Source organism: Microcystis sp. CS-574 (assembly GCF_028329095.1).
Classification (GTDB): domain Bacteria; phylum Cyanobacteriota; class Cyanobacteriia; order Cyanobacteriales; family Microcystaceae; genus Microcystis; species Microcystis ichthyoblabe_A.
In genome coordinates this window covers 1-11,775 of record NZ_JAQMSY010000144.1, presented here as the reverse complement: position 1 = coordinate 11,775, position 11,775 = coordinate 1, and the positions used below count along the sequence as shown (strand labels likewise).

Genomic DNA, 11,775 nt, shown 5'->3' with positions numbered 1-11,775 from the left:
CTGTTGATTGATTCCTGGTCGAACAGTCCACTCGCCTCAGTTTTCCAACAATTCCTATTTTTTCATAATTAGGGGTTTCAAGACCCCCCTAGCTGGTGCCGAGAAAACCTTCACCAGCTAAGTATTTTTACTCAAGTCTCTTGAGGGGGACAGCTTATGTGACAGTTGAGGGTGCGGAATGTGGGTAGTAAGTAGTCGTGCAAAATTAATTTCCTAGTGAAGATAGGCAATAGGCAATAGGCAAGAGCGGGGTTAGATATGTGTAATTAATTTTGCTGAGGTACTTAACTTTTTCTGGCAATTTATCCTGTAATTAAAACAGACAAAAGAGAGAAATAAATTCTCTCTTCTGCTCGTGAAAATTATGCCAATTTTTAGATAAACGAGGGGAATTTATTCTATTTGTAATTGGCTCTCGTGTCTTTAACCGCCGCCCAAAAAAATAGGGCTGTTAATGGTACACTTGCCGCTAGAATTAAGCCAGTGGTGGTATTGCCTAAATCCGGTTCTCCTGAACTAATTTCAAAGACACAACCCACACCAGCGATCGCTGCAATACAGGATAATAACAATAAAACGCCGCTTTTCGGGGTCATTTTCACTCCTCACCTAAATTAACTAATGCCTTTATTTTGTCACTTTCTCGACCGGTTTCACCGCTTGCACGGAAAAACCGTGTTTTTTTAATTCTTCATTGAGTGCCAAATCGTTATCTACTCTGTCCACGAACATGACACCATTGAGATGATCCATTTCGTGTTGAATTACCCGCGCTAGTAAACCGTTAGCTTGCAGTTTTCGCGGTTTCCCCTGTTCATCTTTATAACTCACTTCGATCGCTTGGGGACGGATGACATCTAAAAACACATCGGGAATACTCAAACAACCCTCTTCCGCCTTGCACAATTCCCGACTATAACCGATAATTTGGGGATTAATCAGAATTAGGGGCGGATTTTCCGGTTTATCGTGTTCACAATCGATGACAATCAATTGTTTATTGACTGCCACTTGCGGAGCCGCTAAACCGATACCATTGGAACTATACATAGTTTGCAGCATTTCTTTGGCTAATTGGCGAATGCTGTCATCGACCTTAGTAATCCGCTTGGCCGGTTGACGCAGGACTCGATCGCCGAGATAATGCAGTTCTAAAGGGGGTTTTTCTAATTTGCGTTTTTCTACGGTAATAGTGGCGCTCATAAACTTAATTATCGATGGGATGCACAATTTTGATTTTAGTCACTGGCTCTGGGGCATTTCTCAGGAAAAGGGAGAAAAAAACCCAGACCCTTCATAAAATTTTACACTGATCACAGACAGTTCGTCTATATCAGGAGGTGGGAAGTGGGAAACTTTTTCAGTAAGCAGTAATCAGTAATCAGTGGGGGAGTGGGGAGAAGGGAGAAAAAAGCTGATTGTAACTGGCTACTTATTAGTAATTGGTATTCCTAACCATTGGCTTAATTCCGCTGCTAACCATTCAATTTCAGGTTGACTCAGATATTCTTTTGTCTTACTGCTAATAGTATATTCTTTAGTCCCCGCCCAAATAGTTAAAGCCATCGGCACATAAACTCGATCGCCATCACCATCTTTGCTATGATAACTATCAGCTTTCACCAGTTTATTAATATGTTGCCGTGCCATTTTCTTTTTGCTCGGAAGTGTTAAACCAAAAATTCGCTGAATGGTAACAATTTCTTGACTATCAATAGTGATAATTTCCTCTCCTTTGAGACAATAAATAATCTGATAAAGCATTCCTAAACCCACAAACCAAAAAGGCAAGGAAAAGAGCAGAAAAAACCAACTCATCCACAGAGGAATAGAAACGGCTCCTCCTGTCCATACTAATAAAAAAGCGTTCCAAGCGATGGCAAAAGCTCCAAGAAAAATTAATTTAGGGGTAAAACCTTCGGGAGGTAAAGATATTTTAATTTTCTCCTCACTTTTTTGCAACTGTACCCGACTCCCAGCGGGTTTTTCAAGGTTCGAGGAAGTTAATTGCATTTCGTGGAGAGTATGTAAAGCTTGATTTGCTGCCTGTGCTGAAATAAACCTTTTTTCGAGACTAGGTTCAATTAACTGTCCTAACCAATGAACAAAAGCAGGGCTTAAATTGGCTAAATTATTTAATTGAATTTTGCCATCTTTTTGGGGTAAATCGGCGGGATGAATTCCTGTAGCTAGATAGATTAAAGTGGCTCCTAAACTGTATAAATCAGAAGCGGCAACGGTGCGACCACCGAATTGTTCTGGGGGCATATAACCGTAGGTTCCGACGATAGTTAAAGTGGCCTGTTCCTGTTGGGCAACAGTCTGGACAGAACCAAAATCAATTAAATAAACATTGCCGATACTATGACCCGATCGATCTTTTAATAAGATATTACTAGGTTTCAAATCCCGGTGGATAATTGGCGGGTTAAGTCCATGGAGATAAATTAAAATACCTAGGATAGATTTAGCTAATTCTTGCAGGTCTGATTCACTAAATTTGCGGCCATTTTCTATCTGTTCCTTGAGAGATTTAGCCTCGATATAACTCTGAACAAGGGCAAAACCTTGATAGGTATCGGTGCGAACTTCAAAATAGTCGATATATTCGGGAATCGAGCGACAATCTAGATGTTTAAGAGTTTCGGCCTCCCGTTCAAAAAGTTTTAAATCTGTCCATTCAAAATCGGGACTGAAGATTAATAATTTGACGACAACAGTAGCGCCCGTTTTTAGATCTTGGGCGAGAAAAGTGCGTCTTCCAGTTTGTTTACCTAACTGATTTTGAATTTGGTATCGATCGCCTAAAATTTGCCCTGGCAGCATACAATATATTTCTAGGATAATCCTAATTATAGGTTAATCGAGAAATTTCTCAACTGCAAGCTAAGAAAACGGAAGTTTGACCGAATCATCAAAACTTCAACATCTCCCAGGATAACTGCGGCGAAATTCAATTGTATCACCCGTTTTTCGCTAATCTCTGGACTGGGGGAGGTATTTTTTCAGGTAAAAGAGAAAATAGGCATCAAAAAAAATTGACCTCTCTCGGCCTGGGGAATTTTAGTACAAATGTTCAGAATAGCAACTGCGGCGCTGCCATGTAGTCTGAAGGCGTAATTTAGACAGTCAACAGCTTAGGGGACAAGGGAGCAATCAGTTTAATTCCCATCGAGGTGGAGTTTCCTGATATAGTTTTAAAAGCAGTCGGTTCAAGACAAAAAGACATGGTTACTAGGGGCGAACGAGGAGTAGAAGTGAGGAAAAACGAGAGCTTTTCTCTGGCTTCCTATCTGGAGGAAAAGCGGTTGATTGTCGAGTCAGCTTTAGATAGCTCTTTAGTTATCGGCAATCCTGCCAAAATCTACGAGGCGATGCGCTATTCTCTCCTCGCTGGTGGCAAACGTCTGCGGCCGATTTTATGTCTGGCTACCTGTGAATTGATGGGGGGTTCCCTAGAGATGGCTTTACCCACCGCTTGCGCCCTAGAAATGATTCACACTATGTCATTAATTCATGACGATTTACCCGCCATGGATAACGATGATTACCGACGCGGGAAATTAACCAATCATAAGGTTTTTGGCGAAGATATCGCTATTTTAGCCGGGGATGGTCTCCTGGCCTACGCTTTCGAGTATGTGGCTACCCAGACTCTTAATGTACCTCCCCTACAGATTTTAGAGGTAATTGCCCGTTTAGGTCGCACGGTCGGGGCAGCGGGTTTGGTGGGAGGTCAGGTTTTAGACTTGGAATCCGAAGGAAAACCAGATATTTCGGCAGAAACTCTCGGTTTTATCCATACTCAGAAAACGGGGGCTCTGTTGGAGACTTCTGTGGTGTCGGGGGCAGTTTTAGCGGGGGCAAAAGGGGAAGATATAGCTAAATTAGCCCGTTATGCCCAAAATATTGGCTTGGCTTTCCAAATTATCGATGATGTTCTCGATATCACGGCGACCAAGGAGGAATTGGGTAAAACCGCCGGTAAGGATCTACAGGCACAAAAAGCTACCTATCCCAGTCTCTGGGGGATAGAAGGGTCCCGACAGCAAGCTCAACATTTAATAGATAGTGCCATTGGTGAATTGAGTAGCTACGATGAGGCTGCTGAACCTTTAAGGGCCATCGCCGAGTATATTGTTAATCGTAAAAATTAAATTAAACGAATGAGATTATGCAGGACTTCGAGCAGGTGTTACACAATCAAATACTGCTAGTCTCTCTTTTAGCTTGTTTCACTGCCCAGGGACTAAAAGCGCTGATTGAGTTAATCCGCGATGGTAAGGTGAGTCTGCGCTATCTAGTCTCGTCGGGGGGAATGCCTAGCGCTCACTCGGCACTGGTGGGGGCCTTGGCTACTGGGGTAGGATTACAGATGGGTTGGTCTAGTGCCGAATTTGCCATCGCTGCTCTTTTTGCGGTTATTGTTATGTATGATGCGGCTGGAGTACGTCAGGCAGCAGGAAAACAGGCCCGGATTCTCAATCAAATTATCGATGAAATGTTCCAGGAGGGCAAGGAATTTAACGAGGAACGTTTAAAGGAATTAATTGGTCATACTCCTTTTCAGGTGCTGGTCGGTTTAAGTTTGGGTATCGGTATCGCCATGGTGCTGCTCTGTCATTAATTGAGGTGTTTTCTGAGGTTTAGATAAACTAGATTTAATAACGGAAAATCCGGGGTAATTACTTATGTTACAATCCCTAAAAATTGAAGGCTTTCGCGGTTTTCAAAATTTTGAGATGGCCAATCTTGGTCGAATTAATCTCTTAGTAGGTAAAAATAATAGCGGTAAAACTTCTATTTTAGAAGCGATTCTTATTTATGTTTCTAAATTTAATACAGGAGAAATACAAAGAATTCTTAATCATCGGGGCGAGTATTCTCATATAGATTCAGCTAATCTTCCCGGTGCGAAAGAGCAATTTTATCAGATAAAAAATTTATTCTATAAATACTTACTAAAGGATCATCAAAAAATAGTGATTTATGAACCAGATAAACCAGCCAATCGGGTGATTTTAAGTATTCAATCTACATCTAAAGAATTACTCTCTAAAGTCAATAAAAATAATTTACAATCCATAGGCAGTTTTTGCTTAGTGGTTGAATTTGAGCATCAGCAAAAAGTCTATTCTTTATCACCTGAAGAAGAAATTTTACAGATAAATTTAACCGATAACAAACCGTCTCACGATTTTAAAAAACTAGAATTATTTTGGATTCCTCCTCAATCTATAGCAGTTAATACAAACAGATATTTTTTCAGTCAAAGTCTGCTTAACTCTACGGATAACCTAGTTATCGAAGCTTTAAAAATCATTGAACCTAAAATAGAAAAAATTGCGACTACCGAAGAATTTCAACCTCCAGTATTTAGTAGTACATCGGGAGGACGTGGGGGATTTATGGTTAAACTTAAAGGAGTAGAAGAACCAGTTCCGGTTGGCAGTTTAGGTGATGGATTTTGGCGAATGTTAGGATTAGTTTTAGCGATGGTTAATCTTGAAAATGGAATTTTATTAGTTGATGAAATTGATAGCGGTTTGCATTTTACTGTCATGACTGATATGTGGAAAGTAGTCTGGGAAACCGCTAAAAAACTCAATATTCAGGTATTCGCCACCACTCACAGCCGGGATTGTTGGCAAAGTTTAGCCGAATTAATTACCGAAGAAAAAATTACCGATAACGAGATTACTATTCAAAGGATAGATAAGGAAAAAAGCCAATCTGTAATCTTTGATCCAGAAGAAATTGTTATTGCCGCTACAAGTAATCTTGAGGTGCGGTAACAATGCCTAAAATAGAGACAAAAAAGTTATTAGTAGAAGGTGCAGAGGAATTGAGAGTTATTCCCCAATTAATGGAAGCAAATGGAGTTACTTGGAATAGAGGGGAAGAGCCACTGAATATCATAAATTGTGATGGTGTTGAAAATTTACTAAAACCTAAATACATCTCTGCACAACTAAAAACTCCTAACGGACTAACTCATTTAGGAATTGTCATAGATGCAGACGAAGAACCTGATAATCGTTGGAAAAGTTTATATAATGCCTGTTTACCAAATATACCTAACTTACCTCAAAATTTACCAGCAGCGGGATTAATTATAACTCTAGAATCGGGGTTAAAATTCGGTGTGTGGATGATGCCCGATAATCAATCTAGAGGAATGTTAGAGACTTTTTTAGCCTATTTAGTTCCCGATAATAATCTTTGGCAATATACACAAAACAAGGTGATAGAGGCAAAACAACAAGGGGCAACCTATAGAGATTATCATCTAGATAAGGCTAATATTCATACCTATTTAGCTTGGCAAGATCCGCCGGGGAAACAACTTCACGATGCAGTAAAACAAAAAATACTTAATCAATCCCATCCCCAATCAGCAAATTTTTTGAGATGGTTACAGGAGTTATACGAGATTTGAGAGAACTATGGCTCCAGATGGGAATGACAGCCTCATAATATTTCTCTGTGCTTTATTAATTTTCTATATAGTTCATCTTGATTATCTACTAATAAGGAATTAGAGACTATTTGAGATGGCAATTGAGAAATACCATTTGACTTGACGACAAACTTAGTAATACCCAAAATTGCTGCAACGATAATGCCCGCTATAACTGTCTCAACTATTCCCACGTTAGTTTGAAACCCCTTTTTTAGTTGCACGCCTGACCATATTATACGGAAACTTTCTGTATATCACACCAAATACACATTTTAAAAAAAAATCTTTCCCTATATTACTCTCAAATAGAGCGATCGCAAAAAACTTTCCCCATAACACGACAATAAGCCTGTTATGCCGATTAGCACATTTTTTTATGAACCCTCCACCACTACCAGAGCAGCGATCATACTAATGTAAGAAGTAGATGATCTATCCCCAATTAAGTGCTAATCTGGCAGAGGATATTAGATTACCTAGACTTATCAACTTTAATGAATAAGTAGGGTGCGTTCCCCAAAATCGATCGGTGCAGTAGTAGAACTGACCTTAGGGAACGCATCCTACGGCTACGGCAATAGCGATCGCACTATTTTCTTTCACTAAAATCGGGTTTTAACAGGTCAAAAGCCTTATTTTGAAAGGGTTTTACCATTATTTAGCAAACCCTAGGTAGGCCATACAAAACGATTGCTGTTAGTCAGGAGGGAGGTTGAAAAGTAATCGTGTATCATGGTCTGGCGCCACTTTGAATGCCAAAGCAGACACTTCAAGATTGCGAGCGGCACTATATATCTTTGAAAAGCCCGCCTTTTGCAAGGCTTTCAACAACGATTTATGTGTAAAACCGGTCTTATGGGCAAAAAAGTCTTTTTTACTGCGCTCGATTTCAACGCTATAACCGTAAAGGACATCTAGAACCATAATTGGCCCTGCCGGTGATTGATACAGGACATCATCAATATCTAAACCCCTATCAATTGTGATCCGCATCAGTTCCTGGATGTCCGGGACCCGAATATGTGCAAAACCGCCGTCCTTAAGTACGTGTAGGAACCCAGCTAGGACTCTCTGTACATCGTGTCGGTAGTAGTGTTCAAGGTTATGTGAGCAGTAAACAGCGTCAAACTGACCACTTTCAAGGGTGGTAAGATTACGCGCATCGCACACAATATCTGGTGAACCTTTCGGGTCAATATCGAGCAGCAAGTGTTCAAATTCTGAATATTGGGGCGGAAGCGGAATCGCCTTGCTGTTGCCACCTACGTTTAGAACTTTTTTCATCTCTCGCCTTTGTTGGTAAACCTAACTGAGGATTATACGGAAAGTTTCCCTGTATCACATCAAATACACATTAAAAAAAATCTTTCCGTATATTAATAGAGCGATCGCAAAAAACTTTCCCCATAACACTACAATAAGCCTTTTATAGGGAAATTCAACTAAAACCCTAAAACCCAATACCCAACCGCCAAAACCTAAAGCTCAACAGTTAAACCCTAACAGCTAACGCACCGATCGAGCGATCAATCATTATTATAGAGACAGTAACAAATATTTATGAAACTTCATGCTTATTAATCGCCTTAGCATCGATCGCGGGAAAAAATTCCTTAAAGAGACTATCTTGTTCGGAAATGACCCTAATCCCGAATTAATTGGCATTTTAGGGGTTTATTTCGTGCAGGGCATTCTCGGACTCTCCCGATTAGCGGTTAGCTTTTTTTTAAAAGACGATTTGGCCTTGAGTCCCTCCCAGATGGGGGCATTAATCGGAGTGGCGGCGATTCCTTGGGTGATTAAACCAGCTTTTGGCTTTCTTTCGGATGGTTTGCCTATTTTCGGCTATCGTCGTCGCCCTTACCTAATTTTATCGGGAATTATCGGGGTTTTAGCTTGGTTGGCCCTAGCCACTGTGGTGGAGAATGCTTGGCAAGCGATGGCCGCGATCCTGCTTGGTTCCCTTTCTGTCACCATTAGTGATGTCATCGTCGATTCTTTGGTAGTAGAAAGGGCCCGCAGAGAGTCCTTCACTCAATCCGGTTCTCTACAGTCCTTAACTTGGGGAATATCGGCGTTAGGCGGCTTAATTACGGCTTATCTGGGAGGTTGGTTACTGGCACACCTCGGCACTCGTCCTGTCTTCGCTCTCACCGCTATTTTTCCCCTGATTGCCTCAGCCATGGCGTTTTTAATTACAGAGGAAAAAATCAAGAATAACAATGATTCACAATCAACGCCCAAAGTCAAGGAGCAAATCGGGCAATTATGGTCAGCAATTAGACAAAGATCAATTTTATTACCCACTGCCTTTATTTTTCTCTGGCAGGCTACCCCTAGCGCCGATTCTGCCTTTTTCTACTTCACCACCAACGAGTTAGGATTTGAACCGGAATTTTTAGGACGAGTGCGCTTAGTCACCAGTTTAGCCTCGATCCTGGGCATCTGGGTATATCAAAGGTTTTTAAAAGCGATTTCCTTTCGTTTAATTTTGGGTTGGAGTACGGTGATTTCTGCGCTTTTAGGGATGACTACCCTACTCTTAGTTACCCATACTAATCGAGCGCTCGGTATTGACGATCATTGGTTTAGTTTGGGGGATAGTCTCATCCTCACCGTCATGGGACAAATTGCCTTTTTACCCGTCTTAATTTTATCGGCCCGTCTTTGTCCCGTGGGCATTGAAGCATCTCTATTCGCTTTATTAATGTCTATCTGGAATATGTCAGGATTAGTTTCCCAAGAAATCGGCGCTTTATTAACCCATTGGTTGGGAGTTACCGAAACTAATTTTGATAACCTTTGGTTATTGGTAGTGATTACTAATCTCTCTACTCTCCTACCTTTACCCCTAATTAAATGGCTACCTTCTACGGATCCGCAATCTCAGGAAGTCAAGAAAACTTTTCCCCCTGCAGAAGTCTTTGAACATCATGTTACCGGTTCTTTAGCTGAACCCGGTTTTATTCCTGAACTCGTCCCCGAATTAATCGACACAAGAGATTGACAGTCCAGAAAAGGGGTTTCTCAAAGAAACCCCTTTTCTGCCATCTTCATCTTGCTCAATTGAGAACAGTTTTTAACTTTTCCAAGACAGAATTGTTTAACGTAATTTTTCCCATTCTTCTCTACTAATATTTGCTTGTTGTAAAATTTTAGCCAGCAAGCTTTTACTGATATCTCCTTGGTGTGGATTAGGAATCCAGATTTTTAACTTTCCCTGCACCATATATTGATGATTTCCTCCTACCAGAGGACCAGAAAATCCCAGCTTTCTCAACTGGCGAATTAACTCTTTCCTTTTGATGGGGGCAAAAGGTGGCATCAGGCGATTTTTTGTTGAGGGGTTAGATTGATACCGTCAACAATCGGTAACTGATGCTGTAAGCGTAGTCCTAAAATAACCCAGCCTTCCAAAACTTCCTGTAACTGTTCCTTAGTAGCTTCGAGAGTTGTTTCATTAGCATATACTCCCTCAAATCCCGGAATTTCTCCATAAAAAGTACCGTCTTCTAGAACTTCATAAGTTGCCAGTTCCATTGCTTGTTTTAGATATTTTGTTAGCATCATTGACAGGAATAAAGCTCGGTGATTGTCTCGAAGATTGTCGATTTGATGATCAGTTGTTTTGACTCTGGCGATAATTTTGCCATTTTTCTCAGCTTACCATACTGGCCAATCTACTGATTCCAGTCTAGCGCGAGTTAGCAATCCCTAGCGATCTCCCTAAGTCCAGAAAACGGGTTTCTTTAAAAAACCCGTTTTCTCAGTTGATGAAATAAGCTAAAATCGAATCAACTCGTTGCCATTGCTTTATGTTTTCTATCCAAACTACCTACACTCAAGCTCAAGAAAATTTAGCGAGCCTTCTGGATCGATTGGAAAGCGAGAATAGTATGGCGATTATTACTCGCCCTGGTCATAAAGATATGGCACTATTAAGCGCAGAGGAATTAACTGGCTTATTAGAAACCGTTTATCTTTTGCGATCGCCTGCGAATGCTCGAAAGTTATTGGCAGCACTGGAACGTTCAATGGAGAGGGACGTTAAAACAATACCGGGACAGACAGTTACAGAACTTTGTCAAGAGTTAGGAATTGAACGCCAAGAGTAGGGCAATTGTCTTTGACAGTTAATTTCGAGAAGATTTAAGATGGTGGTACAAAACAGATAAAAAAATCGCCTTTCGCCTACTCAATCTCGTAGAATCTGTCACCGCCGATCCCTTTACTGGGATAGGCAAACCAGAACCCATAAAGTATCTTGAAGCTAATAGTTGGTCACGCCGAATTACCACAGAACACCGTCTAGTCTATCGAGTCAAAGATGACCGCATTGAGTTTTTAGCAGCACGATATCACTATACTTAAACAGCTTATGTATTCCAGAAAACGGGTTTCTTCAAGAAACCCGTTTTCTATGGCAATTAAGCTTTATCACTGCCTTGCTTTTGCTTTAACTGGCGTTTAACCAATGCACCCAAGCCTAACAGTCCCAATCCTAGAACGGTACTAGGTTCGGGAACTTGCTGTACTTGAACGTTCTGTCCTGTTACGGTTAAGGGAAGAGAAACCCCTTGAGCCGGATTACCCTCACTGATAGTAACCCAGCTACCTGAATCCAACTGCCGTGCATTTCCAGTTAGAGTTACAGGATTTCCCCCTGAAGTTGTCATTAGAAAAGGAGTAAAAGCATTTGTACCTCCTGTGGGTGACAGCCCCGTTAGTTGGTAGTCTGCCCAGTAAGTGCCTGGCGCGAGAGTAAGACCAGAACCACTGAAATTGGCGGCAATGTTCATCACCGGGCGTTGGGCATTGTCTAACACGCCATTGAAAGTGCGGTAAACGCCAGTCCAGTTAGTAGATAGTAGAGTTGTGGACGAACCGAGAATATTACTTCCGGCAAGACCGGGGGCATTGTCCCAAATATTAACTGAGATGCCAGTAAAAGGTGAAGTGGGGGGAAACCCATAACCGGTTGATGTCATGTAAGCCATCACCGATACCGTATCGATCGCCCACAGTCCTGCATCAGAAATGGTAAAGCTTTGTGCCAAGCGGAAATTACCGGTTGCATTCCGCCCCGCCGCACCCACAGTAGCAGAGCCTTGACTGACATCTGATCCGTTGAATCCCGCACCTGGGTTGGTGACGATATTCGTCTGGCTAAATAGGGGCTGCTGAAAAAGTTTTTCGTGGGGGCAGGGTGTGGGGTGTGGGGTGTGGGGTGTGGGGTTTTACCCATTTTCAGGTGGTCAATTACCTAATTTTCAGGGAAAAAATCCCTAAATTTTCCCCCCAATCACTCCAAT

13 protein-coding genes and 1 pseudogene are annotated in these 11,775 nt (G+C 41.5%); 7 read left to right on the top strand and 7 right to left on the bottom strand.

Annotation, left to right across the window (positions count from 1 at the left end; genetic code table 11):
* Window positions 1-398: 398 nt before the first annotated feature.
* The 3 genes from PN470_RS11535 to PN470_RS11525 form a co-directional block, all read right to left on the bottom strand.
* Window positions 399-596 (bottom strand): hypothetical protein, encoded by a 198-nt coding sequence (locus tag PN470_RS11535; RefSeq protein WP_002731987.1) that lies wholly within the window; start codon window positions 594-596, stop codon window positions 399-401.
* 31 nt (window positions 597-627) lie between these two features.
* Window positions 628-1,203, bottom strand: coding sequence for a peptide deformylase (def, locus tag PN470_RS11530; protein ID WP_271938043.1), 576 nt, complete (start codon window positions 1,201-1,203; stop codon window positions 628-630).
* Between the two features lie 225 nt (window positions 1,204-1,428).
* A complete protein-coding gene (locus tag PN470_RS11525; protein ID WP_272104564.1) occupies window positions 1,429-2,826 on the bottom strand; it encodes a serine/threonine protein kinase in 1,398 nt (465 codons plus the stop codon).
* A 401-nt stretch (window positions 2,827-3,227) separates the two neighbouring features.
* On the opposite strand from PN470_RS11525, the gene crtE reads away from it, so the two are divergent.
* The 4 genes from crtE to PN470_RS11505 all read left to right on the top strand — a co-directional run bounded on the left by crtE (window position 3,228) and on the right by PN470_RS11505 (window position 6,439).
* Entirely contained in the window at window positions 3,228-4,157 is a 930-nt protein-coding gene (crtE, locus tag PN470_RS11520; protein WP_002734754.1) for a geranylgeranyl diphosphate synthase CrtE, read from the top strand.
* Between the two features lie 17 nt (window positions 4,158-4,174).
* Window positions 4,175-4,627, top strand: a complete 453-nt coding sequence (locus tag PN470_RS11515) for a divergent PAP2 family protein (RefSeq protein WP_002748827.1) — start codon at window positions 4,175-4,177, stop codon at window positions 4,625-4,627.
* 64 nt (window positions 4,628-4,691) lie between these two features.
* Window positions 4,692-5,795 (top strand): AAA family ATPase, encoded by a 1,104-nt coding sequence (locus PN470_RS11510; protein ID WP_002732558.1) that lies wholly within the window; start codon window positions 4,692-4,694, stop codon window positions 5,793-5,795.
* A gap of 2 nt (window positions 5,796-5,797) precedes the next feature.
* Window positions 5,798-6,439 carry a DUF3226 domain-containing protein gene (locus tag PN470_RS11505; protein WP_271931661.1) on the top strand — a complete coding sequence of 214 codons (642 nt, stop codon included), beginning with the start codon at window positions 5,798-5,800 and terminating at the stop codon, window positions 6,437-6,439.
* A 720-nt stretch (window positions 6,440-7,159) separates the two neighbouring features.
* Here PN470_RS11505 and PN470_RS11500 read toward each other — a convergent pair.
* Window positions 7,160-7,747 carry a class I SAM-dependent methyltransferase gene (locus tag PN470_RS11500; protein WP_002741783.1) on the bottom strand — a complete coding sequence of 196 codons (588 nt, stop codon included), beginning with the start codon at window positions 7,745-7,747 and terminating at the stop codon, window positions 7,160-7,162.
* 286 nt (window positions 7,748-8,033) lie between these two features.
* On the opposite strand from PN470_RS11500, the gene PN470_RS11495 reads away from it, so the two are divergent.
* Entirely contained in the window at window positions 8,034-9,470 is a 1,437-nt protein-coding gene (locus tag PN470_RS11495; protein WP_272104563.1) for a folate/biopterin family MFS transporter, read from the top strand.
* Between the two features lie 96 nt (window positions 9,471-9,566).
* Here the strand turns inward: PN470_RS11495 and PN470_RS11490 are convergent, their stop codons facing one another.
* A complete protein-coding gene (locus PN470_RS11490) occupies window positions 9,567-9,788 on the bottom strand; it encodes a type II toxin-antitoxin system HicA family toxin (RefSeq protein WP_002732388.1) in 222 nt (73 codons plus the stop codon).
* Window positions 9,788-10,033, bottom strand: a complete 246-nt coding sequence (locus tag PN470_RS11485) for a type II toxin-antitoxin system HicB family antitoxin (RefSeq protein WP_002753457.1) — start codon at window positions 10,031-10,033, stop codon at window positions 9,788-9,790. Before PN470_RS11485 ends, PN470_RS11490 begins: the two co-directional genes overlap by 1 nt.
* Before the next feature lie 245 nt (window positions 10,034-10,278).
* Between PN470_RS11485 and PN470_RS11480 the strand changes: the two genes are divergently transcribed.
* Both PN470_RS11480 and PN470_RS11475 read left to right on the top strand, forming a co-directional pair.
* Window positions 10,279-10,578 carry a type II toxin-antitoxin system Phd/YefM family antitoxin gene (locus PN470_RS11480; RefSeq protein WP_002753456.1) on the top strand — a complete coding sequence of 100 codons (300 nt, stop codon included), beginning with the start codon at window positions 10,279-10,281 and terminating at the stop codon, window positions 10,576-10,578.
* Window positions 10,562-10,834, top strand: a pseudogene (locus PN470_RS11475) (Txe/YoeB family addiction module toxin). The gene PN470_RS11480 and the pseudogene PN470_RS11475 overlap by 17 nt, the downstream one beginning before the upstream one ends.
* A 56-nt stretch (window positions 10,835-10,890) precedes the next feature.
* Here PN470_RS11475 and PN470_RS11470 read toward each other — a convergent pair.
* Complete coding sequence (locus PN470_RS11470) at window positions 10,891-11,520, bottom strand: PEP-CTERM sorting domain-containing protein (protein ID WP_271938025.1); 630 nt, start codon at window positions 11,518-11,520, stop codon at window positions 10,891-10,893.
* Window positions 11,521-11,775 lie beyond the last annotated feature (255 nt).

What these genes read in the sequence shown, in the direction of transcription:
- PN470_RS11535 (WP_002731987.1), bottom strand. Translation starts at nt 596, where the DNA reads ATGACCCCGAAAAGCGGCGTTTTATTGTTATTATCCTGTATTGCAGCG.
- def (WP_271938043.1), bottom strand. Translation starts at nt 1,203, where the DNA reads ATGAGCGCCACTATTACCGTAGAAAAACGCAAATTAGAAAAACCCCCT.
- PN470_RS11525 (WP_272104564.1), bottom strand. Translation starts at nt 2,826, where the DNA reads ATGCTGCCAGGGCAAATTTTAGGCGATCGATACCAAATTCAAAATCAG.
- crtE (WP_002734754.1), top strand. Translation starts at nt 3,228, where the DNA reads ATGGTTACTAGGGGCGAACGAGGAGTAGAAGTGAGGAAAAACGAGAGC.
- PN470_RS11515 (WP_002748827.1), top strand. Translation starts at nt 4,175, where the DNA reads ATGCAGGACTTCGAGCAGGTGTTACACAATCAAATACTGCTAGTCTCT.
- PN470_RS11510 (WP_002732558.1), top strand. Translation starts at nt 4,692, where the DNA reads ATGTTACAATCCCTAAAAATTGAAGGCTTTCGCGGTTTTCAAAATTTT.
- PN470_RS11505 (WP_271931661.1), top strand. Translation starts at nt 5,798, where the DNA reads ATGCCTAAAATAGAGACAAAAAAGTTATTAGTAGAAGGTGCAGAGGAA.
- PN470_RS11500 (WP_002741783.1), bottom strand. Translation starts at nt 7,747, where the DNA reads ATGAAAAAAGTTCTAAACGTAGGTGGCAACAGCAAGGCGATTCCGCTT.
- PN470_RS11495 (WP_272104563.1), top strand. Translation starts at nt 8,034, where the DNA reads ATGCTTATTAATCGCCTTAGCATCGATCGCGGGAAAAAATTCCTTAAA.
- PN470_RS11490 (WP_002732388.1), bottom strand. Translation starts at nt 9,788, where the DNA reads ATGCCACCTTTTGCCCCCATCAAAAGGAAAGAGTTAATTCGCCAGTTG.
- PN470_RS11485 (WP_002753457.1), bottom strand. Translation starts at nt 10,033, where the DNA reads ATGATGCTAACAAAATATCTAAAACAAGCAATGGAACTGGCAACTTAT.
- PN470_RS11480 (WP_002753456.1), top strand. Translation starts at nt 10,279, where the DNA reads ATGTTTTCTATCCAAACTACCTACACTCAAGCTCAAGAAAATTTAGCG.